We start from the raw sequence: 26045 nt of genomic DNA on the forward strand, positions 1-26045 counted from the left end.
GCGGTCCGGACAGAGACCGCGCTTTGTGATTCTCTGGTCGGCGATGGGCGCTGATGATTCTCTTCCCGACGATGTGACCACGCTGCAGGCGATGCTGCGCGCCGAGCGAGCGGCCCGGTTGGCTGCGGAGGCGGAAGCCCAGGCGGGGAGCTTGCTGATCGAGAAGCTCAAGCTCACGATCAAGAAGCTGCGGCACGAGCAGTTCGGACAGTCCTCCGAGCGAGGCGCATTGTTGGACCAGCTCGAGCTACAGCTCGCCGACTTGGAAGAGACCGCGGCGCAAGCTGAGACCGCGGCGCAGATAGCCGCCGAGAAGATTGCGGTGCCATCGTTCGAGCGCCGCAAACCAGCTCGCCGGCCACTGCCGGAGCATTTGCCGCGGGAGCGTCTTGTTTATCCGGTGCCTGCGAGCTGCCCGTGCTGCGGCGACAGCCGGTTGCGCAAGATTGGCGAAGACGTGACCGAGACGCTGGAGCTCGTTCCGCGCCAGTGGAAGGTGATCCAGCACGTGCGCGAGAAGCTCGTCTGCCGGGCCTGCGAAGCGATCACCCAGCCGCCGGCTCCCTCGCATCCGATTGCGCGCGGGCGTGCAGGGCCCAAGCTGCTGGCCCATGTCCTGTTCGCCAAGTACGGCCTGCACCTGCCGCTTCATCGTCAGAGCGATGTCTACCAGCGTGAAGGCATCGACCTCGACGTATCGACGCTCGCGGACTGGGTAGGTGCCTCCGCGGCAACCCTGATGCCTCTGGTCGATGCGATCCGGAGCCACGTCTTCGCAGCCGAGCGCATCCATGCGGATGACACCACAGTGCCGGTCTTAGCCAAGGGCAAGACCCGGACCGGCCGGCTCTGGACTTACGTGCGCGACGACCGTCCGTTTGCCGGCCCAGATCCGCCGGCGGCCGTGTTCTTCTACTCGCCCGATCGTGGCGGTGCGCATCCGGAGCAGCATCTGGCCGGCTATGCCGGACTGATGCAGGCCGACGCCTACGCCGGTTTTGGCAGGCTCTACGAGGCCAATCGCAAGGGCGGCCCGATCATCGAGGCCGCGTGCTGGGCGCACGGCAGACGCAAGTTCTTTGATCTCGCGCGGCTCAGCAAGGCGCCGATCGCGGCCGAGGCGGTCAAGCGCATCGATGTCCTGTTCGCCATAGAGCGCGAGATCAACGGCCTTGCGCCGCAAGAGCGCCTGCGTGTGCGCCAGGAGCGCAGCCGCCCCTTGATCGTCGAGCTCGAGGCGTGGTTGCGCGAGCAGCGCGCCAAGCTCTCCAGGAACAACGATACGACCAAAGCGATCAATTACTGCCTCAGCCGCTGGGATGCATTTAGCCGCTTCCTTGATGACGGACGGCTTTGCATGTCGAACAATGCTGCCGAGCGCGAGCTTCGGGCTGTCGCCGTGGGCAGAAGAAATTGGACCTTCGCCGGCTCCGATGAGGGCGGTCGGCGTGCATCTGCGATCTACACCCTCATCGCCACCGCCAAGCTCAACGACATCGATCCACAGGCTTGGCTCGCCGACGTGCTGGCTCGCCTACCGGATCATCCGGCCAAGCGCATTGACGAACTCATGCCCTGGAATTGGCGACCTCAGAACGTCGCCCACGCCGCATAGCGCGATCAGCGCTCCGCCAAAAGCTGCCTAGCCGGGGCCTTCGCCGGATGCGTACGACCGTCCGAACCGGCTTGTTCGGTTCTAGCGGAAGCACGGCATCGATCAAATCGCCAATCGTCCAGACGCGATCTGCAACGCCAATAGCAACCGCTGGCGTGGTCCGCAAGGACTCATGGACGCGGCAAAGGTTGTAGTGAGCAACGTACAGGCTGACTGCCGCTGCGTGGTTGGTGAGCTTCTTTGAGAAGCCGTTAGTGAGGCGGGCAAAGCGCTTCTGCGTCATGCGCAGCGTGAGGTTTTGGCGTTCAACGTAGCTGGTCGAAATCTTGATCGGGAAGCCGCTTGCTACCTCGCGCTCTACTGCGATTACCTCAGCCGGGCTGTAGCGGCGCGCGGCGTCTTTTACAGCCAGGTTTGTTACGCTGTAGGTCTTTACGATCACGCCATGGTGCGCCTTCCCACGGAAGGCGTCGCGGATTGCTACGCGGTAGGGGTGGAAGCCATCCGTGCTGATTTCGGGCTCCCCCTGCGGATTCCGATCGATGTCGCCCAGGATTCCGAGATGATCTCGCCCACCATTCCGATTTGAAGTCGCCCACCCGTTCCGAGATGATGTCGCCCACCATTCCGGGATGATGTCGCCCGGGTGACGAGGCCTCTTCTGGCTCCCATAGGGTCAACCTTTCGGTTTTGCGAAGGGGGACCCTGGATGCCGACGGAGAGGCTTGCGATGCGCCGTGTGCGCGATGTGATCAGAATGAAGGCGGCTGGGCTGCCGAGCCGCGAGATTGCTCGGCGGATGGGCGCGGCGCCCTCGACAGTGCGGCTGACCATCCGGCGATTCGAGGCCGCAGGCCTGAGCTGGCCGTTGCCCGACGAACTCACGGACGCGGCCCTGGAGGCCCGCCTGTTCGCCAAGACTGGCAACGGCAACCGGCAGGGTCATCGCCGCATCGCCGAGCCCGACTGGGCGGCGGTGCACCGCGAGCTCAAGCGCAAGCACGTGACGCTGTCGATCCTGTGGGAGGAGTACATCGGCGCCGAGCCCGGCGGATACCGGTACTCGCGCTTCTGCGAGCTTTACCGCGCCTGGGAGGGACGCCTGTCGCTGACGATGCGCCAGGCGCACGCGGCCGGCGACAAGCTGTTCGTCGACTACGCGGGCGACGGCGTGCCGGTGGTGGTCGACCGCCTCACCGGCGAGCGGAGGACGGCGCAGATCTTCGTCGCCGTGCTCGGCGCCTCGAGCTTCACCTACGCGCAGGCGACGTGGACGCAGGGGCTCGCCGACTGGATCAGCGCCCATGTTGGCGCCTTCGCGGCGATCGGCGGCGTCCCGGCGCTCTTGGTGCCTGACAACACCAAAGTCGCAGTCATCAAGGCGAGCCTCTACGACCCGCAGATCAATCGCACCTATGCGGAGATGGCCGCGCATTACGGCACGGCCGTCTTGCCGGCGCGACCTCGCAAGCCGCGCGACAAGGCCAAGGTCGAGCAGGCCGTCCTCATCATCGAGCGCTGGCTGCTCGGCCGCCTGCGCCACCGCGTCTTCTACAGCCTCGCCGAGGTCAACGCAGCGATCGGCGAGTTGCTCACCAGGCTCAACGAGGAGCGGCCGATCCGGCGGATCGGCGTGACGCGCCGCCGGTTGCTCGAGGAGATCGACCGGCCGGCGCTCAAGCCGTTGCCGACGAGCCCCTACGTGCTCGCCGAATGGCGGATCCGCCGCGTCAGCCTCGACTACCACGTCGAGGTGGAGAAGCATTATTACAGCGTTCCGCATCGCTTCGCGCGTGCCGAGGTCGAGGTGCGGTTCACCGCCCGCACCGTCGAGATCTTCCACAAGGGCGAGCGGATCGCCGCGCATCAGCGCATGAGTGGCAATCACAAGCACACCACCGTGCCGGAACACATGGCCTCCAGCCATCGGCGCTACGCCGGCTGGACTATCGGGCGTATCCGTCAGGACGCCGCCGCGATCGGGCCGGCAACCAGCGCATTGTGCGACCTCATTCTCGACGAGCGCTCGCACCCCGAACAAGGCTTCCGCGCCTGTCTCGGCATCCTCAGGCTCGCCGCCTCCTATGGGCGCGAACGGCTGGACGCGGCGGCTGCGCGGGCGATCGACATCGGCGCGCGCACCTATGGCTCGGTCAAGTCGATCCTCGCCAACAATCTCGATCGGCGTCCCGCTCACCAGCGCTCCGCGGACGATGCGCCGATCCTGCATGCCAACATCCGCGGACCGCGCTACTACAATTAGGAGACCGTCCCTTGCTCACCCATCCGACCCTCGACCGCCTCAACGCCCTCGGCCTCCACGGCATGGCCAAGGCCTTCGCCGACATCGAAGCCGCCGGTGAGGCTGGCAGCCTCGGTCACGCCGAATGGCTTGCCCTGCTGCTCGAACGTGAAGCCTCGCTGCGGCACGACAAACGGCTCGCCACTCGCCTGCGCTACGCCAAGCTGCGCCAGCAGGCATGCGTCGAGGACATTGACTATCGCACCCCGCGCGGTCTCGACCGCCCGCTGTTCGCCAAGCTTGTCGAGGGCCGTTGGATCGACGACCACGTCAATCTCCTGATCTGCGGACCGGCAGGCGTCGGCAAGAGTTGGCTCGCCTCGGCGCTCGGCCACAAGGCCTGTCGCGACAATCGCTCCGTGCTCTATCAGCGCGTCCCGCGCCTGTTCGACGATCTGGCGCTCGCCCGTGGCGACGGTCGTCACCCACGCCTGTTGCGCGGCCTTGGCCGTGTCGATCTGCTGATCCTCGATGATTGGGGCCTCGAGCCGCTCGATGCTGGCGCCCGTCACGACCTCCTGGAAATCCTCGAAGATCGCTACGGTCATCGCTCCACCATCGTCACCAGCCAGCTCCCCGTGGACCAGTGGCATCTGCTCATTGGAGATCCCACCTATGCCGACGCCGTGCTCGATCGCCTCGTCCACAATGCCCATCGGCTCGACCTCACCGGTGAGAGCCTGCGCCGAACCCGGCAATCCGCCCGAAACACCTGAGTGCTGTGGACATGCCGCTGCGCTTGGGCACTATGGAAAGGTGACAGTCCAGACTTTGCTGGAGGTGGCCAACGTCTATGACGTTGCGCTGCAAATTAGATTTGTCCCGTTTTCTACGTTCATTAGCAATACGCGTGACGTATCTCCTGCGTCAATGCGGGTGCCGGAATTCAAGGACGATCAAGGATTTGCGCAAGCAAATTCGAAGTCAATCAGCGTGTTCTTACGTCCAGCTAGCAGCCGAGTTATCGCTACAGGGTGGATTGACGATCTTGGATCTGTCGATCCGGCCGCCATTAGCGTGCTTCCAAAGCCTGTGCGCATTGGAGGAACTGTAAATGTCATCCACTGACCAAAATGCAGCCTCTGGCTTCGTATCAGAATCTGCGATTCATCGCGCTCCTGATTGGCGGGTGGTTTACTGCAATATATTGGGAATAGGTTGGGGGGAAAATGAAGCAAGGCTCAACGTTGCTTTCGATGAGGATTTGGCAAAGCCCGGCAGCAATGTTCGGGAAGAACTCATTGTTGTCATGCCCCATCGAGCAGCAAAGATTCTGGCCCACACTCTGAGCACTATCATTGCCAACTACGAGGCCAACAATGGTCCGATACCGTTCCCGCAAGAGAAGTTACAAGAGATTGACAGTTCCATTAAAGAGCAAGCATCTCGCGGAAAGCCAGTGGACAAGTGAAAGAGGCTGCCAACTGAGGCGGCCTTACTCTTTGGGCGGCTCGGGATGCCACACGACGGGCACCGGGAGCCTTAGCAGTTCCTCAGAGCGCGAAAGCGCGTCCCACGACCGACGCAGCAATTCACGCGTCATGTCTTCTTTGGCTTGGTGTCGGTGCACGCGCTCGTTGAGATGCTTGCGCAGCCATTCACGGTCTTCCGGCAGCATTGGCTCTCCCGTGGCAGCGCCCACGGATTAACGTAGGTTAAAACGCTCAGTTCCTCCGTACATTTGTGAACTTAGGACACTGCTCAATTTAAATTAGGACACGGGCCTCGGAATACGGACAGTACCCGAAATCCAAAAAGAACATATTGCGAACATAGAACAAATAGGGTACGTTGTAGATATCGACGACCCGCCGCGCCAATCGTTTGTCCCACACGCGAATCCTCGCCATAAGGAGCACGACCCAATGTCCACCACTGCCCTGCGTATCGTCGAAGGATCTTCCATGGACAAGAGTAAAGCTCTGGCTGCCGCGCTCTCTCAGATCGAGCGCCAGTTCGGCAAGGGCTCGGTGATGAAGCTCGGCAAGAACGACCGTTCGATGGACATCGAGGCGGTGTCCTCAGGTTCGCTCGGGCTCGATATCGCGCTCGGCATCGGCGGCCTGCCCAAGGGCCGTATCGTCGAGATCTACGGGCCGGAATCCTCGGGCAAGACGACTTTGGCACTGCACACGGTGGCGGAGGCCCAGAAGAAGGGCGGCATCTGCGCCTTCATCGACGCCGAGCACGCGCTCGACCCGGTCTATGCCCGCAAGCTCGGGGTCAACATCGACGAGCTGCTGATCTCCCAGCCCGACACCGGCGAGCAGGCGCTGGAAATCTGCGACACGCTGGTACGCTCGGGTGCGGTGGACGTGCTGGTGGTCGATTCGGTGGCGGCGCTGGTGCCGAAGGCCGAACTCGAAGGCGAGATGGGTGATGCGCTGCCGGGCCTGCAGGCTCGTCTGATGAGCCAGGCGCTGCGCAAGCTCACGGCCTCGATCAACAAGTCCAACACCATGGTGATCTTCATCAACCAGATCCGCATGAAGATCGGCGTGATGTACGGCTCGCCCGAGACCACGACCGGCGGCAACGCGCTGAAATTCTATGCCTCGGTCCGCCTCGACATCCGCCGCATCGGTGCGATCAAGGAGCGCGACGAGGTGGTCGGGAACACCACCCGCGTCAAGGTGGTGAAGAACAAGCTGGCGCCGCCCTTCAAGCAGGTCGAGTTTGACATCATGTACGGCGAGGGCGTCTCCAAGATGGGCGAGATCCTCGATCTCGGCGTCAAGGCCGGCATCGTCGAAAAGTCCGGCGCCTGGTTCTCCTATGACAGCCAGCGCCTCGGCCAGGGCCGCGAGAACTCGAAAGCGTTCCTGAAAGCCAATCCCGACATCACCGCCAAGATCGAGACCGCGATCCGCCAGAACTCCGGCCTGATCGCCGAGCAGATCCTCGCCGGTGCGCCCGAGCGCGACGCCGACGGTGAAGAGCCCGCGGACGAGTAGACCCTAAGCAGAGAGTTTTCGCGAGGAGCGGGCGCTGAGGACGTTGAGTTGCCGACGTCATCAGTGCCCGTTTCCTTTTGGCGGGGAGTGGGTGGGGCGACTTGCCGTCGCATTTGATCCTAACAGCGGCCTCACCATGCGATCCAGGACGCTACGCGGGAAATTTACGTCTGGCGGGGGGCATAGCCTATTAATCTGGCGAGCGGAGCGGAGATGGATGTGCTGCATGATGCGCTGTCGCAAGTTTCTTAGATCGGCATCGATAGAGCCCATCGCGCGTTTGAATAAGCCAGCCATTCCGAGAGCGGCCTTCAGGGGAACGATAAAGTCCCTTCTCGTTTCGAACGCCGTAATTCCCGTTTTCGATCTCGCGATGAGAAAAGTCCACGATGTCCGAACGAATTTGGATGACAGAACTCGGAGATAGGGTAATGCCCGCGCAACTCTGTTTGGATACCATTCACCTGGGTCAGCGTTGACAAACACGACCAGCGGTTTGCCTGAAGCGTAAGCTGCGCCACCCTTCTTTTCGTTATCGTCAATGGCCCCTAGGATCAGTGCTCGTGGGTCGGTAGCAGCGCCACCACTCTGGCGCGGAACCATTACATGCTCGGTTGGAAAGCTCCCGCGGTGTCCTCGTCGCGGATGATGCCGTCGCCGCCAATGGGGTCGTTTGTGCTCGCAATCGATAAGTTGCGCCCATCTATGGCATTAGCGGTGGCGCACAGCAGCCAGTTGGCCAACGCTTCTCATAAGCGCATGTGGCCGAAATTCTGAAATGGCTTTCCGGTCTGAAGATGCTCCGCGTCGTCTTTGACGTAAAGCTCAAGCGTCTTGAGGGCGACCGCCATGCTTTTGAATTTTCTCACAGGTATACAGGTATATTGATCATCAGCCGCCCCCATCGGCCAGGACCGTAGGGTGGGTTAGCGCAGCGTAACTTACCGCTGTCTGTCTCCGCGGAAGCAGAAGCGGTGGGTTGCGCTTCGCACAGCCGCCCGCTAACCGACCCTATCAAGCTTACTCCGCGGCCTCGGCATAATCGTTCACCGGCGGGCACGAGCACACCAGATTGCGGTCGCCGTAGACGTTGTCGACACGCCCGACCGGACACCAATATTTATCGGTGCGCGAGACCCCATCGGGGAAGCAGCCTTCGGCGCGGGTGTAGGCGCGCTTCCAACCGTCGTCTGCGATATCGTGCACGGTGTGTGGGGCGTGGCGCAGGGGCGAAGCCTCGATCTTGAAGCGGCCGGTCTCGACCTCGGCGATCTCTTTCCGGATCGCAATCATGGCGTCGCAGAAGCGGTCCAGCTCCGCCTTCGATTCCGACTCGGTCGGCTCGATCATCAGCGTGCCCGGCACCGGGAAGCTCATGGTCGGGGCGTGGAAGCCGTAATCGATCAGGCGCTTGGCGATGTCGTCGACCGTGACGCCTGACGTCGTCTTCAGCGGCCGGGGATCGACGATGCACTCATGCGCGACGCGCCCCCTGGGGTTCTTGTAGAGCACCGGGAAGTGCGGCTCCAACCTTGCTGCGACGTAGTTGGCGTTGAGGATCGCGATCTCGGTGGCGCGCTTCAGGCCTTCCCCGCCCATCATCAGGATGTAGATGTAGGAGATGGTCAGGATCGAGGCCGAGCCGAACGGCGCGGCCGAGACCGGGCCGACCGGGGCATCCGCGCGCGTTGCGGGGTGGCCGGGCAGGAACGGGGCGAGGTGCGCCTTGACGCCGATCGGGCCCATGCCAGGGCCGCCGCCGCCATGCGGGATGCAGAAGGTCTTGTGCAGGTTGAGATGGCTGACATCGGCGCCGTAATCGCCGGGCCTGGAAAGGCCGACCTGCGCGTTCAGGTTGGCGCCATCCAGATAAACCTGGCCGCCATGGCCGTGCACGATGTCGCAGATCTCGCGGATATGCTCCTCGAACACGCCGTGCGTCGAGGGATAGGTGATCATGACCGCGGCAAGGTCCTTCGAGTGCTTTTCCGCCTTGGCGCGGAGATCATTGACGTCGACGTCGCCGTTCTTCTCGCAGGCGACCACCACCACGTCCATGCCGACCATCGCGGCGGAGGCCGGATTGGTGCCGTGGGCGGAGGAGGGGATCAGGCAGATTTTCCGGTGCGCCTCGCCACGCGAAGCGTGATAGCCGCGGATCGCGAGCAAGCCGGCGTACTCGCCTTGCGCGCCGGAATTCGGCTGCAGCGAGATCGCGTCATAGCCGGTGATGTCGCACAGCCACTTTTCGAGCCGCGCGAACAGCGCGTGATAGCCGCTCGCCTGCTCGCGCGGCACGAACGGATGCAGGGTCGCGAACTCCGGCCAGGTCAGTGGCATCATCTCGGTGGTCGCGTTCAGCTTCATGGTGCAGGATCCCAGCGGGATCATCGCGCGATCGAGCGCGAGGTCGCGATCACTGAGCTTGCGCATATAGCGCAGCATCTCGGTCTCCGAGCGATGCGCATGGAACACGGGGTGGGTGAGGAACGCCGTGGTGCGCTTCAGCGCCTCCGGCAGGGCCTCGCGCGTGGTGGCGTCGATCTCGGCGTACGACAGCGTGCCGCCGAAGGCGCGCCAGAGCGCTTCGACCGTCGCAGGCGTCGTGGTCTCGTCGAGCGCGATGCGCAAGTTCGCATGGCCGATCCCGAGATTGATCTTCTCGGCGGCGGCGCGCACGATGATCTCGGCGCGCCTGGCCCCGGCATCGATGCTGATCGTATCGAAGAAGGTTTCGGATTGCGGCGCGAATCCGAGCTTGCGCAAGCCCGCGGCGAGCACCGTCGTGCGGCGATGCACGTTGCGCGCGATCTGCGCGAGACCCTCGGGACCGTGATAGACCGCGTACATCGCGGCGATGACAGCAAGCAGCACCTGCGCGGTGCAGATGTTGGAGGTCGCCTTCTCGCGCCGGATGTGCTGCTCGCGGGTCTGCAGCGCCAGGCGATAGGCCGGGGCGCCGCGGCTATCCACGGAGAGGCCGACGATGCGGCCGGGGAGCGAGCGCTTCAACGCATCGCGCACCGCCATATAGGCGGCGTGCGGTCCGCCATAACCCATCGGCACGCCAAAGCGCTGGGCAGAGCCGATCGCGATGTCGGCGCCCAGCTCGCCGGGCGAGGCGAGCAGGGTCAGCGCCAGGAGATCGGCGGCAACGATCGCGAGCGCGCCCTTGGCCTTCAGAGCCGCGATCACCGGCCTGAGGTCGCGCACCGCACCCGAAGAGCCCGGATATTGCAGCAACGCACCGAGCACCTCCGCCTTGTCGAGCTCGGTGAGGGGATCGCCGACGATCAGACTCCAGCCCAGCGGCTCGGCGCGGGTGCGCATCACGGCTAGCGTCTGCGGATGCACGTCCTTGTCGACGAAGAAGGCCTGTGCCATCACCTGCGAATGCCGCTCGGCGAGCGCCATCGCTTCGGCAGCGGCCGTGGCCTCATCGAGCAGCGAAGCGTTGGCAACGTCCAGGCCGGTGAGGTCGCAGATCATGGTCTGGAAGTTGAACAGCGCTTCCAGCCGGCCCTGGCTGATCTCGGGCTGGTAGGGCGTATAGGCCGTGTACCAGGCCGGGTTCTCCAGGATGTTGCGCTGGATCACCGTCGGCAAAATCGTGCCGGAATAGCCCTGGCCGATCAGCGAGGTGAAGACCTGGTTCTGGCGCGCGAGCTCGGTCATATGCGCGATCGCCTCGGTTTCGCTCAGCGGCTTGCCGAGATCGAGCGGGGCCGCCTGGCGGATTGAACTCGGCAGCGTTTCCGCCATCAAGGCGTCGACGCTTCTAGCGCCGACGGTCTCTAACATTGCGGTGACATCGCGCGCTGACGGGCCGATGTGGCGGCGAACGAAAGAGGTAATCTCGCCATTGCATTTGCGGTGCGCGGTCATCGCTTGCTCCATCGCTTTAAGCCGTATGCGCCTTGTAGGCGGCTTCATCCATGAGGCCGCCGAGCTCGCTCTTATCGGCAATCTTGATTTTGAAGAACCAGGCCTTGCCTTGCGCGTCCGAATTCACCAGCGCCGGCTCGGCGGCGAGCTCGGGATTGGTCGCGAGCACTTCGCCCGAGATCGGCGCGTAGACGTCGGAGGCGGCCTTGACGGATTCCACGACGGCGGCGGCTTCCGCCTTCTTCAGCACGCGGCCGAGCTTGGGCAGCTCGACGAACACGACGTCGCCGAGCTGCTGCTGCGCATAGTCGGTGATGCCGACGGTGGCGACGTCGCCCTCGATGGCAAGCCATTCATGGTCGGAGGTGTACAGCGTGGTCATTGTCGATCCTCAGCGTTTGTAGGTGTTTTTCACGAAGGGCATGGCGGCGACCGTGAGCGGCAGCTTTTGTCCACGCACCTCGGCAAAGAGTTTTGTCCCGAGCGCACTTAAGGCAGTCGGCACATAGCCCATCGCGATCGGGGCATTCAGGCTCGGGCCGAATCCGCCCGAGCTGACCTTTCCGATCGGCTCGCCTCCGGCTTGATCCGCAAACAGCAGCGCGCCTTCGCGCACCGGCGCGCGGCCCTCAGGCCGCAGTCCGACGCGGCGGCGGGATGCGCCGTGATCGAAATGGGTGAGGATCTTGTCGGCGCCGGGAAAACCGCCGGCGCGTGCACCGCCCGTGCGGCGGCTCTTCTGCACCGACCATTCCAGCGCGGCCTCGACCGGTGTGGTGGCGGTGTCGATGTCGTGGCCGTAGAGGCAGAGCCCGGCTTCCAGCCGCAGGCTGTCGCGGGCGCCAAGCCCGATCGGCATCACGTCGGGATTTTGCAGCAGCATCTGTGCGAGGCGTTCGGCATCGGCAGCGGGAACCGAAATCTCGAACCCGTCTTCGCCGGTGTAGCCCGAACGCGAGACGAAGCACTTGATGCCGGCGACCTCGTGCGGACCGGCATCCATGAATTTCATGGCGGGCGCCGCTGCACACAGTTTCGCCAGCGCCGATTCCGCCTTGGGGCCCTGGAGAGCGATCAGTGCGCGGTCGGCGAGCGATTCGATCTCGCAGGCGTCCGCAAGATTGGCGCGCAGATGCGCCTCGTCGGCGTCCTTGCAGGCGGCGTTGACGACCAGGAATAGGTGATCGCCGAAATTGGCAACCATCAGATCGTCGAGAATCCCGCCGTCTGCATTGGTGAACTGGGCGTAGCGCTGCCGCCCCTCGGCGATCGCTACGATGTCCTGCGGCACCAGGCGTTCCAGCGCGCGGGCGGAGTCCTCGACCTTGCCCGACTTCGGCCGCAAGCGGAGCTGGCCCATATGGGAGACGTCAAACAGGCCGGCGGAAGCTCGGGTATGAAGGTGCTCTTTCAGCACGCCCGCAGGGTACTGCACGGGCATGTCATAGCCCGCGAACGGCACCATCTTGCCGCCGAGCGACACATGCAGGTCATAAAGAGGGGTACGTTTCAGGGATTTCCGGTCGTCGGGTGCAAGCATCTCGGGGCCCTCGGCGGTTCCCCTGGGACGATTCCCCTGGGACACCAGTCGAAGCCCCATCTGTCGCTGTGCCTGAGAGTATTATCCCGTCGGCGGGTGCCGGGCGGGCTTAAGCCCGTCGGCGCCTCTTTCCAGATGTCGTCAAAGCCACGCGGTCCTTTTGCCTGAGAGTTTCCGGGGCGGTTGCTCCTTCGGCGCCGGCAGATGTGCCGGTCTCTCCCGACGTGGCCGTACGATACAGATGGGTACAGACCACAGGCCAGCCAAGCCTGTCAACGCGGCTTCTGCGTCTTTCAACGGGATTGCAACGGGGCTTGCACCAGGACCTGCGCGCCTGCGGCAACCCTCTGATCTCCTTGCACAGTTTCTGGACAGGGAAGCTGGCCTTGTCTAAAAGCGCTTTGGCCCGCAGATATCAGCCGAAACGTCAGTTTGGACGGCAAGGAAGCGGGTTCTAAAGCGCGATGATTGTTTGAGCATGATCTTTCCGGAAAACCGCTTCCCACTTTTCCGGATCATGCTCTAGCACACCCGATTGGATGAACATGAGCGGCGTCAACGAGATCAGGTCGACCTTTCTGAACTTCTTTGCCGAGAACGGCCACGAGATCGTGTCGTCCTCGCCCCTGGTGCCGCGCAACGATCCGACTTTGATGTTCACCAACGCCGGCATGGTGCAGTTCAAGAACGTCTTCACCGGCGTCGAGAAGCGGCCCTATCAGCGCGCCACCACCTCGCAGAAATGCGTGCGCGCCGGCGGCAAGCACAACGACCTCGACAATGTCGGCTACACCGCGCGCCATCTCACCTTCTTCGAGATGCTCGGCAACTTCTCGTTCGGCGACTACTTCAAGGAGCGCGCGATCGAGCTGGCCTGGAAGCTCATCACCAAAGACTTCGGTCTGAAGAAGGACAAGCTGCTCGTCACCGTCTACCACACCGACGACGAGGCGCACGGGCTCTGGAAGAAGATCGCCGGGTTCTCCGACGACCGCATCATCCGCATCCCGACATCAGACAATTTCTGGGCGATGGGCGACACCGGCCCGTGCGGCCCTTGCTCGGAGATCTTCATCGACCGCGGCGATCACATCTGGGGCGGCCCTCCGGGCTCGCCGGAAGAGGACGGCGACCGCTTCCTCGAGTTCTGGAATCTCGTGTTCATGCAATACGAGCAGGTGACGAAGGAGGAGCGCGTGGATCTGCCGCGTCCTTCGATCGACACCGGCATGGGTCTGGAGCGCATGGCCTGCATCATGCAGGGCGTCGACAGCGTGTTCGAGACCGATCTGTTCCGCCATCTGATCGACGCGACCGCATCCGCGCTCGGCAGCGGCCCGACCGAGCAGACCGTCGCCTCGTTCCGCGTCATCGCCGACCATCTGCGTTCTTCCGCTTTCCTGGTTGCGGACGGCGTGCTGCCCTCGAACGAGGGCCGCGGCTATGTGCTGCGCCGGATCATGCGCCGCGCGATGCGCCATGCGCAGCTGTTGGGCGCCAAGGAGCCGCTGATGCATCGCCTGGTCTGGGCGCTGGTTCGCGAGATGGGCCAGGCCTATCCTGATTTGATGCGCGCGGAGAATTTGATCGAGGAAACGCTGCGGCTGGAAGAGACCCGCTTCCGCAAGACGCTGTCGCGGGGCCTTGCCATCCTCGACGAGAAGAGCGCGTCCTTGAAGAAGGGCGACATGTTCGACGGCGACGTCGCCTTCACCCTATACGACACCTATGGTTTTCCGCTCGACCTGACGCAGGACGCGCTGAAGTCGCGCGGCATCGGCGTCGACCAGGCTGCGTTCACCGACGCGATGGAGCGGCAGAAGGCCAAGGCGCGCGAGTCCTGGAAGGGGTCGGGCGAGGCGGCCTCCGAGGCGATCTGGTTCCCGCTGCGCGAGAAGCTCGGGGCCACCGAATTCCTGGGCTACGAGACCGAGAGCGCCGAAGGCGTGGTGTCCGCGCTGGTGAAGGATGGTGCTGAGGTCGCAAGCCTGAGGGCGGGTGACACCGGCGCCATCGTGCTGAACCAGACGCCGTTCTATGCGGAATCAGGCGGCCAGGTCGGCGACACCGGCGTGCTCACCGGCGAAGGTGGCATCAAGTTCCGCGTCACCGACACGCAGAAGAAGCTCGGCGATTTCTTCGTGCATGTCGGCACCGTCGAGAGCGGCGAAGTGAAGGTCGGCACCGCGCTGCAGCTCGAGGTGGATCATTCCCGGCGCTCCTCGATCCGTGCGCATCACTCGGCGACGCACCTCATCCACGAGGCGCTGCGCCAGGTGCTCGGCGATCACATCGCTCAGCGCGGCTCGATGGTCGCGCCGGACCGTCTGCGCTTCGACTTCGTGCATCCGAAGCCGATCACGGCGGAAGAGCTCGCCCGCGTCGAGGACATCGCCAACGACGTGGTGCTGGAGAACGACGAGGTCACGACCCGCGTGATGGGCGTCGACGAAGCCCGCGAGGCCGGGGCGCGCGCGCTGTTCGGCGAGAAATATGGCGACGAGGTGCGCGTCGTCTCGATGGGCAAGACCGCGCGCGAGCGCGGCGCCAATGCGCTCGGCTGGTCGGTCGAACTCTGCGGCGGCACGCATGTCCGCCGCACCGGCGACATCGGCCTGATCACGCTGACGAGCGAGAGCGCGGTCGCTTCGGGCGTGCGCCGCATCGAGGCGCTGACCGGCAATTACGCCCGCAAGCACGCCAACGACACCATGACTTTGGCGAAGACCGCGGCGAACGAGCTGCGCACGTCCCTCGACGACGTCCCGGCGCGCATCGCCGCGCTGATGGAGGAGCGCAAGAAGCTCGAGCGCGAGCTCTCGGATGCCCGCAAGAAGCTGGCGATGGGCGGCGGCGCGTCCGCCGGCAATGGCGCGGCCTCCGGGGTACGCGAGGCGGGTGGCGTCAAGCTGATGGCGCGCGCGGTCGAAGGCATCGAGATGAAGGATCTCAAGAGCCTCGCCGACGAGGCCAAGAAGCAGATCGGCTCCGGCGTCGTCGCCATCGTCGGCGTCACCGAGGACGGCAAGGCTGGCGTCGTGGTCGGCGTCACCGCCGATCTCACCGCGCGCTTCAACGCCGTGAACCTCGTGCGCGTCGCCTCCGAAGCGCTCGGCGGCAAGGGCGGCGGCGGCCGGCCCGACATGGCGCAGGCGGGCGGCCCTGAAGGCGCCAAGGCAACCGAGGCGCTGGCTGCGATCGAAAAAGCGATGGGGGCGGCGTAACCGCCATGCGCCTCGTTCCGCGAGGACGTGGGCTTCGCGATCCGAATTTGAGGGATCGCCTCTACGAATTGCTGGAGCACGATCCGCTCGCTTACTCGATCGGGTCGCGCTTCATCCAGCTCATCATCGGCGTCATCGTGTTCAACGTGGTCGCGATGGTGCTCGCCTCGGTGCCGGAGCTGGACGCGCAGTTCGCCGTGCTGTTCTCGTCCGTCAGCATCCTCTGCGTGATCGTGTTCGCGCTGGAATATCTAGCGCGGCTCTGGACGGTGGCGGGCCACACGCCGCGCAAGGGCTCGGCGCTCGCCGACCGGCTCGGCTATGTTTTCTCGGCGCTCGGCATCATCGACCTCATGGCGTTCCTGCCGGCCGCGGTGGTGCTGGCCACGGGCCGGCACGCGACGCTGGCGGCGCTCGGCGTGCTGCCGTTCTTCAAGCTGATCCGCTATTCGCCGGCGATGCGCTCGCTGCTTGCGGCCGTGCATGCCGAGCGTCGGGCACTGATCGGCTGCATCGTCATCCTGGCCGGTGCGGTCCTGACCTTCGCCTCGCTGCTCTACGCCATCGAGCGCGACGTGCAGCCGGACAAGCTCGGCACCATCCCCCAGGCGATGTGGTGGGCGATCGTGACGCTCGGCACCGTCGGCTATGGCGACGTCGTGCCGGTGACGGCGCTAGGCAAGATCATCTCGGTGTTCACCATCATCTCGGGCTTCGCGATGATCGCGCTGCCGGTTGCGATCATCTCGACCGCCTTTGCCGAGGAAGTGAAGCGGCGCGACTTCGTCGTCACCTGGGGCATGCTGGCGCGGGTGCCGCTGTTCTCGCATCTGGGAGCGGCGGAGATCGCCGACATCATGCGGCTGCTCCGCGCGCGTACCGTGGAGCAGGGCGAGATCCTGGTTCGTCGCGGGGACGCGGCCTCCTCGATGTATTTCATCACGGCCGGCGAGGTCGAGATCGCGCTGCCGAGCCAGCATGTGCGGCTTGCCGACGGTACGTTCTTCGGCGAGATCGCGCTGCTGCACAAGACCAAGCGCAGCGGCACCGTGACGGCGACGCGCAAGACGCGTCTCTTGGTGCTCGATGCCCAGGATTTTCATGCCCTGATCGCGCGCATGCCGACGCTGGCGGCGCATGTCCACCGGACGGCCAAGGCGCGGCTGGAAGAGACCGGCGGCGATCTGGCGCCCGCCGAGCTCGCGCAAGCCGAGCGTGAGGGCACCGACCGCTGAGCGCTCAGCCCTTCTTCAGGAAAACATACTCGGCCGAGTAGGGCGCACTTCTGAACTCGCCGGCCTTGTCGCAGGCGCCCTCGAGCTTGCCGCCATGGGTGTTGGTGCGCTGGACCGTCGTGACCGGCGTCAGCACGCCGCTGCCGCGGTGGGCGGTGACCTCCAGCTTCAGCCAGGGGATGTCGGCGGCCGTTGCGCCCGGCGCATTGCCGGCGGCCTTGGCACCCACGGCGCTGCCGTCGGCGTGCTCCCAAGTCGGCCCGGCATAGTGGCGGCCGACGGTCTTGCCGTCGGACAAGAGTGTCGCGATCGGCTCGCGGAAGCTCCAAGCGAGCTTGCCGTCGGTGCCGGCCTTGCACTCATAGACCTGCGCGCCCTCGGCGTGGACGCTGAGCACGATGCTCTCACCGGATGCGGCGATGGCGTCAGGGAGCGGGTCTGCGGCGGAGGCCGGCCCGATCATGGCCGCGAGCAACAGCAGGCAGGGGGCGGCAAGCTTGATGAACATGGTCGGTCTCCACGGAGGGCTCTCACAAAAAGAACGGGCCGCGCTCAAGGACGCGGCCCGTAATGATGGCTGGCCCAGTCGGGCGAAATTGCGGTTGGCAGCTTACGCCGCCAGCGCCTTCACCAGGTTGTCAGCGACCTTGTCGAGGAAGCCGGTGGTCGAGAGCCAGCGCTGGTCGGCGCCGACCAGGAGCGCGAGGTCCTTGGTCATGTAGCCTTCCTCGACGGTGTCGACGCAGACCTTCTCCAGGGTGGTCGCGAACTTGGCGAGCTCGGCATTGTTGTCGAGCTTGGCGCGGTGGGCGAGGCCACGGGTCCAGGCGAAGATCGAGGCGATCGAGTTGGTCGAGGTCTCCTTGCCCTTCTGGTGCTCGCGGTAGTGACGGGTCACCGTGCCGTGGGCCGCTTCCGCTTCGACGGTCTTGCCGTCGGGGGTGAGCAGCACCGAGGTCATCAGGCCGAGCGAGCCGTAGCCCTGCGCGACCGTGTCGGACTGCACGTCGCCGTCGTAGTTCTTACAGGCCCAGACGTAGCCGCCGGACCATTTTAGCGCCGAGGCGACCATGTCGTCGATCAGGCGGTGCTCGTAGGTCAGGCCCTTGGCGTCGAACTCCTTCTTGAACTCCTTGTCGAAGATCTCCTGGAAGATGTCCTTGAAGCGGCCGTCATAGACCTTCAGAATCGTGTTCTTGGTCGACAGGTAGACCGGGTAGCCGCGCAGCAGGCCGTAGTTGAACGAGGCGCGGGCGAAGTCGATGATGCTGTCGTCGAGATTGTACATCTCCATGGCGACGCCGGCGCCCGGAGCCTTGAACACTTCCTTCTCGATCACGGTGCCGTCCTCGCCGACGAACTTCAGCGAGAGGGTGCCCTTGCCCGGGAACTTGATGTCGGTGGCGCGGTACTGGTCGCCATAGGCGTGGCGGCCGATGATGATCGGCTTGGTCCAGCCGGGAACGAGACGCGGCACGTTCTTGCAGATGATCGGCTCGCGGAAGATGCAGCCGCCTAGGATGTTGCGGATGGTGCCGTTCGGCGACTTCCACATCTGCTTGAGGTTGAACTCCTTCACCCGGGCTTCGTCGGGGGTGATGGTGGCGCACTTGACGCCGACGCCGACCTTCTTGATCGCCTCGGCGGCGTCGATCGTCACCTGATCGTTGGTCTGGTCGCGGTACTCCATGCCCAGGTCGAAATAGAGCAGCTCGACATCCAGGAACGGGTTGATCAACTTATCCTTGATGTACTGCCAGATGATCCGGGTCATCTCGTCGCCATCGAGTTCGACGACGGGATTGGATACCTTGATTTTTGCCATGATCGGGGAAGCCCTCTTCGGAATGGGCACTTGCGGTGCGCCGACGTGAATATCCGCCGCCTCTTAGCACCTGATAGCAGCGGGCGAAAGCCAAGTGATTATGCACTTTTAGCCCATCCAGCTTCCACGGACGGGGGGCGGAGCCGGCCGCCGCGGCCCGGGCCGGATCAAGGTTTCCGCCCAGGTTCAAAAGCCGAATCCAACCCGTTATTTCCCTTGAGAATTCTGTCAGGACAGGCAAACGACAGGCGGACAAAGCCCGCCGGTCGGCAGCCGGCTCTGAATCAATTCCTAAGAGCGCCTCGCCAGGGCCTTGAGAACCAGAGTGAAAGCGAAACGAGATGTCGGGGACTGACAAGAGCAAGACGGGAATGTCCCTCGACGGCCCCATCGTGATCCTGGTCGAGCCGCAGCTCGGGGAAAACATCGGCATGGCTGCGCGCGCGATGGGCAACTTTGCCCTGAGCGCTCTGCGCATCGTCAACCCGAGGGACGGTTGGCCCAACATCGCCGCCCAGCGCGCCGCCGCTGGCGCCGACCACATCCTGGAAAAGGTCGAGCTGTTCGACACGGTCGAGCAGGCGGTCGCCGACCTCGATCTCTTGTTGGCCACCACCGCGCGGCCCCACGACCAGGCCAAGCCGGTAGTTGGGCCGGAGGCTGCAGCGAGCGAAATCGCCGGGCACATCGCCACCGGCGGCAAGGCCGGCATCCTGTTCGGCCGGGAGCGCTGGGGCCTGACCAATGAGGAGGTCGGGCTCTCCAATCGCATCATCACCTTTCCGGTCAATCCGGGGTTTGCCTCGCTCAACCTTGCCCAGGCCGTGCTGCTGGTGGGCTATGAATGGTTCAAGCAGGCGACCTCGGGCGCGCTGCCGCACGCCATGCCTGAGCGTTCCGAGCGCGCCTCGCAGCACCAGATGCAGGCCTTCTTCGACAACCTCGTGCGCGAGCTCGACAAGGTCGAGTTCCTGCGCCCGGCCGAGAAGCGCGACACCATGCTGGTCAATCTGCGCAACATCTTCACCCGGATGGAGCCGACCAAGCAGGACATGCACACCCTCCATGGAGTGATCATGGCCATCGCGGAAGGCCGCAAGGGCCCGGCCAAGGGCGGCGTGCTCGATGGCGAGCAGGCCACGCGCCTGCGCGCACTTTTGGCCGAGCACGGGCAGGGCGGCGGCGTCCCTGATAGCGGCTCGACCGTGCGCGGCCTTGCGCGCCTGCTCCGCCGCAACCCGACCGATGCCGAACGCCTGCTTTGGCAGGCGCTGACGCGCGACCGCCGCTTCGCAGGTGGGTTCAAGCGCCAGACTCCGGTCGGCCGCCACATCCCCGATTTCGTCTCTTTCCCGCACCGGATCGCGATCGAGCTGGTCAACCCGGGCGAGGGCGAGACCATCGCCGCCGACCGCGCCTCGCGGCGGGCTTGGCTGGAGGCGCGCGATTACCGCGTGCTGGAGATTCGGGCTGCGGATGTCGAGCGCGATCTCGAGGCGGAGCTGGTGCGGCTGCAGGGGATGATCGGGCAGAGCCCGTAGGAATCACACGCGCAGGTTTCCTAGGGTGGGCAAAGGCGCATAGCGCCGTGCCCACGACCTTTTCGCCTCCGAGCGAGGTGGTGGGCACGCTTTGCTTTGCCCCGCCCTACGAGACCGTCACCTATCGCCCGAGCTGCACGTCGCGGTCGACCGCGATCCATGTCGTCTTCGCCACGGCCAGCAACCTTCCTGCTTCGTCATGCAGCGCGGCCTCGGCGGTGCGCTTGCGGCCGTCGCGGCCGGTGGGCCAGGTGGTGATGATGCAGCGGTCGCCGGGGCGCGGGCGGGCTTCGATCCGCGCTGACATTCGCCCGAGCAGGAGCGGGGTTCGGTCGACAACGCTGCTCTGCGGATCGCAATTGCAGGCGAAGCCGGTGGGACAATCGAGCGCAGACCAGAGGAATTCCGGCGCGACCAGTCCGTCCCCGGCGGCGAGATTGGGGTCCGGAATCCAACTCGCTGCGAGCACGGGCGTGTGTGGGTGTCGTCCGAGCGGGCCGGCGAAAATGCGCAGGCCGTCGCCCTCGGCCCTTGCGGGGCCGCAGACGAAGCAGGTCGGCAGCGGATGCTCGTGCGGCTTCATCGGGGTCAGCAATTCGGCGGCGCAGGCTTCCTCGAAGCTGGCCTTTTCCAGTCGCGCAAGCTCGACACTCATCGCGCGTCCGGTCGCAACGAGTTTGGCGCCGTCGCGAAGCTCCCATGTTCCTTCGTCGGTTGCGGTTGTCGCGAGCGGCGTGTCCAGGGGCGGCGGTGCGCGCAACGTCACCTCGGCGCCTCCGGGAATGTGCTGGGCCAGCCGACCGCAAACATAGCCGCCGTTGCCGGAGTTCGGCGGACCGCAATAGCGCTTGTCGATGATGATTTCGGTCAAGTCTTGCCTTCCTCTCTTGCCTGTCCTCGCGCACTCTATCGGATCTTAAGCACGATTCTTCCCTGAACCGTCCGATTGGCCATGGCGCGCATGGCTTCACTTGCCTCCTCCAAAGGGAGGACGCGACCGATGTGCGGGCGGATTGCTCCTTCGGCCAGCAATTGCATCAGGGTGTCGTTCATGCGCGCGGCCTCGTCGGGAAATTTCTCGGCCCAGGCGCCGACGAAGACGCCGATGATGGCGTAGTTCTTCAGCAGCGGCAGGTTCATCGGAATCTGTGGAATCACGCCGCTGGTGAAGCCGATCGGCATCAGCCGCCCGCCCCAGTTCATCAACCGGGCCATCTGCTCGAGGATAGTCCCTCCGACATTGTCGAAGCCGATATCGATGCCCTGGCCTGAGGTGATCGACTTGATCCGGTCGCGCAGATCCTCGCTGCGGTAATTGACGACCTCGCTGGCGCCATAGCGTCGCACCAGTGCGGCCTTGTCGTCGGAGCCGACACCGGCGACGATGCGCAGGCCGAGATGGCGAGCGAGATCAACGGCGGCGAGCCCGACGCCGCCGGCCGCGCCCGTGACGAACAGGGTTTCATCGGCTTTCGCGCGGGCGCGCTCGACCAGTGCATAATAGGCGGTACCGTAGACGTGCAGCACGGTCGCCGCCGTCTCGAACGCGACACCGTCAGGCAGACGCACGCTCTTGGATTCCTTTGCGATCATCCGTTCGGCGTAGGCGCCGGTCCAGCTGCTGCACGCCACGCGATCACCCGGGGCGAATGTTGTGACTCGCTCGCCGACGGCGATCACGACACCGGCCGCTTCCGTGCCTGGCACGAAGGGCAGCGACGGCCGCATCTGGTAGAGGCCCGAGACCATCAACTGATCCATGAAGCTCACCGAAGCCGCATGGACCTCGATGAGGATCTCGTTGCCGGCGGGCCGGGGCACCTCGATCTCGCCGACGCACAAATCCGCAGGACCTGTGAACGCGTGGCAGAGAACTGCTTTCATCGTGGCGCTCCATGGCATGGCGGACTTTCTCGCCGGTCACTCAGCGGCGTCGCGTATCCCGCCACGAGCTTGACGAAATCGGCCTGCCGCGTGGCGCCGGTCTTCTCGAACAAGCGACGGAGATGCGTCTTGACCGTCGAACAGGCGACGCCGAGCCCGCGGGCTACTTGCGGAACGCCTCCGAGCTCCACGATCGCGAGCAGCACGCGCAGCTCGGTTGTGGTCAGCTTGAACGCGCGGCGGAGCGCATCCGAGCGGGTGGGGATCGCCAGCGCCGCCTTGCGAACGAACAACGCGGCCACGGCTGTGCCAGCGGCACCCGCGCATTGATGCGGGGCTGATCGCAGCGGCAGCACATGGGCGATGTAGCGATCCCCGTCCAGCCCGCTCATCGGGATGGCGATAGCGCCCGGGTAAGCGTCGCCGCCGCCAATCGGCGCCAGGACCTGCCGCAATGTCTGACTGACGGCGGGATCGCAGGCCATCAGCTGGCCGCGGATATCGAGCAGGACGTTGCAGGTCGCGAGAATGGCCCGCCCGGCCGCGTTGGCGTGAAGGAGCCGCGCATGTGCGTCAACGAGATACGTGCCGAATTCGAGCCCATCGAGCATATCGGCGAACGTTGCCGCGTCCACGGACAGCAGGGGGAGAGGGAAGAGCGCGTTCATTGGGGCGATCCGATGGGCTGGCGATCTTCGGTCTGGCGGCGAACAAACGGACCCGGCAGTAGCATGGGAACGCGGCGGCGATAGTCCTGGTAGGCGGTGCCGAACACCGCGATCAGGTCGCGCTCCTCGAACTGCAAAGCGACCAGGATGTAGGCGGTGTTGGCGAGCGCGAACAACAGATGGCCGATCGTCATCTCGGGCGTCGCCCAGAACGCGAGCAGAAAGCCAAGCATGATGGGATGCCGGACGAGCTTGTAAAGCAGGGGTGTCCGGAAGGATTGAGCCGGCATCTCGACTCCGCGCCAGGCGACGAACGCCTGGCGCAGGCCGAACAGATCGAAATGATCGATCATGTGGGTCGAGGCGAATGCGATCAACCAGCCGAGCCAATGCACTGAGGTCAGCAGCCCGGCTGCAAGGCCTTCAGTCTGCCAGATCACAATCGGGATCGGACGCCATTGCCAGAACAGCAGGAGCAGGATCAGGCTGGAGAGCAGCACATAGGTGCTGCGCTGGCAGGCCGCGGGAAGGAGTTTGGCCGACCAACGCTTGAAAGCCGGGCGCGCCATCACGCTGTGCTGGAGGGCAAACAGGCTCATCAGCAAGAGGTTGACGATGACGGCCTCGCCCAAATTCGAGGAGGTGCCGACGTCGATCGACTTCGGCACGACATAATTGCCGACGAAACCGAGCGCATAGAGAAACGAGAGCGTGAACAGAGCGTAACTTACGAGTGCGTAGAGCAGGATCAGGACGCGCGAGACCATGTTTTTTCCTATTGTGCCGGATGCAGCGGTGCCGCATGCAAGAGCCTGAATCGTTCGCAGGCGAACGGGCTCGATCTGGCGTAAGGACTATTGTTCGACCGTCCCCTGTGCGTCCCCCGAGTGGAGGAAGGATTCCATGACGGCTTTCTCGCTTGCGGCGTTCGGGTTCCCAGAGGTCCATGCCGACGGCCGCCCGGTCAAGCTGGCCCTGCGCAAGGGGCTTGCGCTGCTGGTCTATCTTGCGGAGGCCAAAAGCGCCGTCGCCCGGGACGTGATGGCCACGCAGTTGTGGCCCGAGACTGACCGCGAGACCGGTCTGGCGCGCTTGCGGCGGCTGCTTCATCGGATCGAGCTCGCGCTTGGCGAGCCGGTGTTCGAGACCGACCGCACCAGCATGCGCTGGTCTCCGGCGGTCGAGCTGACGCTAGATACGCATCTGTTCGAGAGCGCCTGCGACCGCGGCGCGTTCGAGGAAGCCTGTCAGATCTACCGTAGCGACTTCCTCGCGGGCTTCTCGCCGGAGGACGCGCCCGAGTTCGACGATTGGGCGTTCTTTCGCCGCGAGGCGCTGCGCGGGCGGCTCGTGCATGCGCTGGAGCGGCTGGTGCAGGACAAGAATGCCGCCGGCGATCATGTTGCTGCGATCACGCATGCGCGCAGGCTGGTCGAGCTCGATCCGCTCAGCGAAGTCTACGGCCGGCATCTGATCCGCAGCCTGCTGCTGTCAGGCGATCGCAGGGCGGCGGAGCGGCACCACGCCGCGCTGACGCAGCGGCTGCGCGACGAGCTCGACGTAGCGCCGGAGGCCGAGACCGAGGCGCTGATGAGTCCCGCTGCGGCGCCGCCGGCTGTGCCGACGACGCGGTACGTCAAGGGCTCGGGCGTGCATCTGGCCTATCAGACCTATGGCAGCGGCTCGCTCGATATCCTGGTCATGCCGGGCTTCGTCTCGCATGTGGAGCGCGCCTGGGAGCATCCCGCCAGCCGCAAATTCCTGGCCTCACTGATGAAGCTCGGTCGCCTGATCGTGTTCGATCGCCGCGGCATCGGGTTGTCCGACCGTGTCGGGTCAGCTCCCGATATCGACGTCACCGCCGAGGATATCGGCACCGTGCTGCAGGCGGCGGAGTCGCGCCGTGTCGTGCTGTTCGGTGCCTCCGAGTGTGGGCCGGCTTGCGTCAAGTTCGCGGTCGATGAGCCGCGCCGCGTCGCCGGTCTCATTCTGTTCGGCGCATTGGCAAAAGGCTGCTGGGCTGGGGACTACCCGCATGCGCTGCGTGCCGGCCAGTACGATGCGTGGAGCAAGCATCTCGTCACGCAATGGGGCGGCCCGGTCGGGATCGAAGTTTTTGCGCCGAGCCTTGCCGAGGATCCGCAGGCGCGCGCCTGGTGGGCGGGGTTGCTGCGCGCAGCCTCCAGTCCCGGCGGCATCTCGGCCGTGCTGGGCGCGTTTCGCGACGCCGACGTGCGGCACCTGCTGCCGCAAATCACGGTACCGACGCTGGTGCTGCACCGGCGCGGCGACAAGGCGGTTCGGATCGCGGCCGGCCGCGACGTCGCGAGCCGGATTCCCGGCGCGCGATTCGTCGAGCTCGATGGCGACGATCACTGGTTCTTTGCCGGCGATCAGCAACCGGTGCTGGAGGCGATCGGGCGGTTTACGGAAGAAATGAAGCGATAGGGCTCGGTCTCGTAGGGTGGCAAAGCGAAGCGTGGCCCACCGTGCCGTTCGAGATCAACCTATGAAGTTCGTGGGCACGGCGCTGCGCGCCTTTGCCCACCCTACCGGACCGGTGCAAGATCACACCGCCTCCAACTCGCGCTTCTTCTTCGCCTTGCTCTGGCTGAGCAGGGGGCCGGCCGTGAGAGCTGCGGTGTCGGCGACGCCCGGATCGCGCGAGATCATCGCGGCCACGATCGCACCATCGATGATGAGGCCGAGCTGGTGCGCGAGCACGGCGGGATCGGTCGAGCCGAGCTCGCCGGCGAGTTTTTCGATGTGGCCGAGCACGATCTTCTTGTGCTTGAGCGCGATGGTGCGGAATTGCTTGGCGTCTTTGTCATGCTCGCCGACGGCGTTGATGAAGGGGCAGCCGTAGAAGCGCTCTTCGGCAAACCAGCTCTTCAGCGCAGGGAAGATGCGCGTGAGTTTCGCCTGCGCATCGCCGCCGCCTTGCTCCATGGCGCCGATGAACCATTCGCGCCACTGCCTGCCTTCGCTCTCCAGCACGGCGTTGACCAGATTGGTCTTGGAGCCGAACAACTTATAGAGCGTGGTCTTGGCGGTGCCGGCTTCCTCGATGATCGCATCGATGCCGGTGGCGTTGATGCCGTTCTTGCAGAACAGATGCGAGGCCGCACTGAGCAGGCGCCCGCGCGCGGACTCGTCGTCGCCTGCGCCGGCGTGGGGCGAACTGGAATTCTTCTTCGATGCAGCTTTTGCCATGATTGCAAACTTACCTGCAGGCAGGTCGCATCAGCAAGACGCATCTGTTCGGCGCCGAAAAGATTCGCATGGGGATGCGCATTTGCATCGCCTTTGAGCAAAGCGCAGCCGGTCAAGCCGTGGGCAGGCGAGGCTAAGCGGCTCCAATGTCTGGTTTTT

Annotated in this window: 22 protein-coding genes and 1 riboswitch; of the genes, 10 read left to right on the top strand and 12 right to left on the bottom strand. The window is 64.7% G+C overall.

The annotated features are described in order from the left end of the window. Positions 1 to 43: 43 nt before the first annotated feature. A complete protein-coding gene (tnpC, locus tag X265_RS14795; protein ID WP_128969273.1) occupies positions 44 to 1615 on the top strand; it encodes an IS66 family transposase in 1572 nt (523 codons plus the stop codon). On the opposite strand, the gene X265_RS41355 is transcribed toward tnpC, so the two are convergent. After that, a complete protein-coding gene (locus X265_RS41355) occupies positions 1569 to 2057 on the bottom strand; it encodes a hypothetical protein (RefSeq protein WP_373291632.1) in 489 nt (162 codons plus the stop codon). The two genes, tnpC and X265_RS41355, sit on opposite strands and share 47 nt — an antisense overlap. Before the next feature lie 3 nt (positions 2058 to 2060). Here X265_RS41355 and X265_RS41360 point away from each other — a divergent pair, with 3 nt between their 5' ends. From X265_RS41360 to X265_RS14815, 4 genes are all read left to right on the top strand, one after another. Next, on the top strand, positions 2061 to 2204 hold the full coding sequence (locus X265_RS41360) for a hypothetical protein (protein WP_244659312.1): 144 nt from the start codon (positions 2061 to 2063) through the stop codon (positions 2202 to 2204). A gap of 141 nt (positions 2205 to 2345) precedes the next feature. Then, a complete protein-coding gene (istA, locus tag X265_RS14805) occupies positions 2346 to 3878 on the top strand; it encodes an IS21 family transposase (protein ID WP_164938591.1) in 1533 nt (510 codons plus the stop codon). An 11-nt stretch (positions 3879 to 3889) separates the two neighbouring features. After that, positions 3890 to 4633, top strand: coding sequence for an IS21-like element helper ATPase IstB (gene istB / locus X265_RS14810; protein ID WP_092235715.1), 744 nt, complete (start codon positions 3890 to 3892; stop codon positions 4631 to 4633). A gap of 338 nt (positions 4634 to 4971) precedes the next feature. Further along, on the top strand, positions 4972 to 5328 hold the full coding sequence (locus tag X265_RS14815; protein ID WP_128965479.1) for a hypothetical protein: 357 nt from the start codon (positions 4972 to 4974) through the stop codon (positions 5326 to 5328). Positions 5329 to 5352: 24 nt separating this feature from the next. Here the strand turns inward: X265_RS14815 and X265_RS14820 are convergent, their stop codons facing one another. Further along, on the bottom strand, positions 5353 to 5535 hold the full coding sequence (locus X265_RS14820; RefSeq protein ID WP_128965480.1) for a hypothetical protein: 183 nt from the start codon (positions 5533 to 5535) through the stop codon (positions 5353 to 5355). A gap of 247 nt (positions 5536 to 5782) precedes the next feature. Between X265_RS14820 and recA the strand changes: the two genes are divergently transcribed. Further along, a complete protein-coding gene (gene recA / locus X265_RS14825; RefSeq protein WP_128965481.1) occupies positions 5783 to 6871 on the top strand; it encodes a recombinase RecA in 1089 nt (362 codons plus the stop codon). Between the two features lie 1020 nt (positions 6872 to 7891). On the opposite strand, the gene gcvP is transcribed toward recA, so the two are convergent. Genes gcvP through gcvT form a run of 3 tightly spaced genes read right to left on the bottom strand, consistent with a single transcriptional unit; the run spans position 7892 to position 12296 of the window. Then, positions 7892 to 10756, bottom strand: coding sequence for an aminomethyl-transferring glycine dehydrogenase (gene gcvP / locus X265_RS14830; protein ID WP_128965482.1), 2865 nt, complete (start codon positions 10754 to 10756; stop codon positions 7892 to 7894). Between the two features lie 16 nt (positions 10757 to 10772). Further along, complete coding sequence (gcvH, locus tag X265_RS14835) at positions 10773 to 11138, bottom strand: glycine cleavage system protein GcvH (protein WP_128965483.1); 366 nt, start codon at positions 11136 to 11138, stop codon at positions 10773 to 10775. A gap of 9 nt (positions 11139 to 11147) precedes the next feature. Next, on the bottom strand, positions 11148 to 12296 hold the full coding sequence (gene gcvT, locus X265_RS14840) for a glycine cleavage system aminomethyltransferase GcvT (protein ID WP_128965484.1): 1149 nt from the start codon (positions 12294 to 12296) through the stop codon (positions 11148 to 11150). Positions 12297 to 12439: 143 nt separating this feature from the next. Further along, positions 12440 to 12528: riboswitch (glycine riboswitch) on the bottom strand. A gap of 313 nt (positions 12529 to 12841) precedes the next feature. Between gcvT and alaS the strand changes: the two genes are divergently transcribed. Both alaS and X265_RS14850 read left to right on the top strand, forming a co-directional pair. After that, the gene (gene alaS / locus X265_RS14845) at positions 12842 to 15520 is read left to right on the top strand and encodes an alanine--tRNA ligase (protein WP_164938592.1); all 2679 of its coding nucleotides are present in this window, start codon (positions 12842 to 12844) and stop codon (positions 15518 to 15520) included. A 5-nt stretch (positions 15521 to 15525) separates the two neighbouring features. After that, complete coding sequence (locus X265_RS14850) at positions 15526 to 16755, top strand: cyclic nucleotide-gated ion channel (protein WP_128965486.1); 1230 nt, start codon at positions 15526 to 15528, stop codon at positions 16753 to 16755. Between the two features lie 4 nt (positions 16756 to 16759). Here X265_RS14850 and X265_RS14855 read toward each other — a convergent pair whose 3' ends face one another. Continuing rightward, a complete protein-coding gene (locus X265_RS14855) occupies positions 16760 to 17263 on the bottom strand; it encodes a DUF3455 domain-containing protein (protein ID WP_128965487.1) in 504 nt (167 codons plus the stop codon). A 102-nt stretch (positions 17264 to 17365) separates the two neighbouring features. Next, on the bottom strand, positions 17366 to 18580 hold the full coding sequence (locus X265_RS14860; protein WP_128965488.1) for an NADP-dependent isocitrate dehydrogenase: 1215 nt from the start codon (positions 18578 to 18580) through the stop codon (positions 17366 to 17368). Between the two features lie 341 nt (positions 18581 to 18921). On the opposite strand from X265_RS14860, the gene X265_RS14865 reads away from it, so the two are divergent. Next, a complete protein-coding gene (locus X265_RS14865; protein ID WP_128965489.1) occupies positions 18922 to 20121 on the top strand; it encodes a TrmJ/YjtD family RNA methyltransferase in 1200 nt (399 codons plus the stop codon). 121 nt (positions 20122 to 20242) lie between these two features. On the opposite strand, the gene X265_RS14870 is transcribed toward X265_RS14865, so the two are convergent. The 4 genes from X265_RS14870 to mddA are packed head-to-tail and all read right to left on the bottom strand — an operon-like array spanning position 20243 to position 23440. Continuing rightward, positions 20243 to 20992 (bottom strand): hotdog family protein, encoded by a 750-nt coding sequence (locus tag X265_RS14870; RefSeq protein WP_128965490.1) that lies wholly within the window; start codon positions 20990 to 20992, stop codon positions 20243 to 20245. A gap of 35 nt (positions 20993 to 21027) precedes the next feature. After that, on the bottom strand, positions 21028 to 22005 hold the full coding sequence (locus X265_RS14875; RefSeq protein WP_128965491.1) for an NADPH:quinone oxidoreductase family protein: 978 nt from the start codon (positions 22003 to 22005) through the stop codon (positions 21028 to 21030). Next, complete coding sequence (locus tag X265_RS14880) at positions 22002 to 22673, bottom strand: helix-turn-helix transcriptional regulator (protein ID WP_128965492.1); 672 nt, start codon at positions 22671 to 22673, stop codon at positions 22002 to 22004. The genes X265_RS14875 and X265_RS14880 overlap by 4 nt, the downstream gene beginning before the upstream one ends. Next, the gene (gene mddA / locus X265_RS14885) at positions 22670 to 23440 is read right to left on the bottom strand and encodes a methanethiol S-methyltransferase (protein ID WP_128965493.1); all 771 of its coding nucleotides are present in this window, start codon (positions 23438 to 23440) and stop codon (positions 22670 to 22672) included. Before mddA ends, X265_RS14880 begins: the two co-directional genes overlap by 4 nt. Positions 23441 to 23576: 136 nt before the next feature. On the opposite strand from mddA, the gene X265_RS14890 reads away from it, so the two are divergent. After that, on the top strand, positions 23577 to 25121 hold the full coding sequence (locus X265_RS14890; protein ID WP_128965494.1) for a bifunctional AfsR/SARP family transcriptional regulator/alpha/beta hydrolase: 1545 nt from the start codon (positions 23577 to 23579) through the stop codon (positions 25119 to 25121). Between the two features lie 120 nt (positions 25122 to 25241). On the opposite strand, the gene X265_RS14895 is transcribed toward X265_RS14890, so the two are convergent. Then, on the bottom strand, positions 25242 to 25886 hold the full coding sequence (locus tag X265_RS14895; RefSeq protein WP_128965495.1) for a TetR/AcrR family transcriptional regulator: 645 nt from the start codon (positions 25884 to 25886) through the stop codon (positions 25242 to 25244). Between the last annotated feature and the right edge of the window lie 159 nt (positions 25887 to 26045).

The organism is Bradyrhizobium guangdongense, assembly GCF_004114975.1.
Classification (GTDB): Bacteria; Pseudomonadota; Alphaproteobacteria; order Rhizobiales; family Xanthobacteraceae; genus Bradyrhizobium; species Bradyrhizobium guangdongense.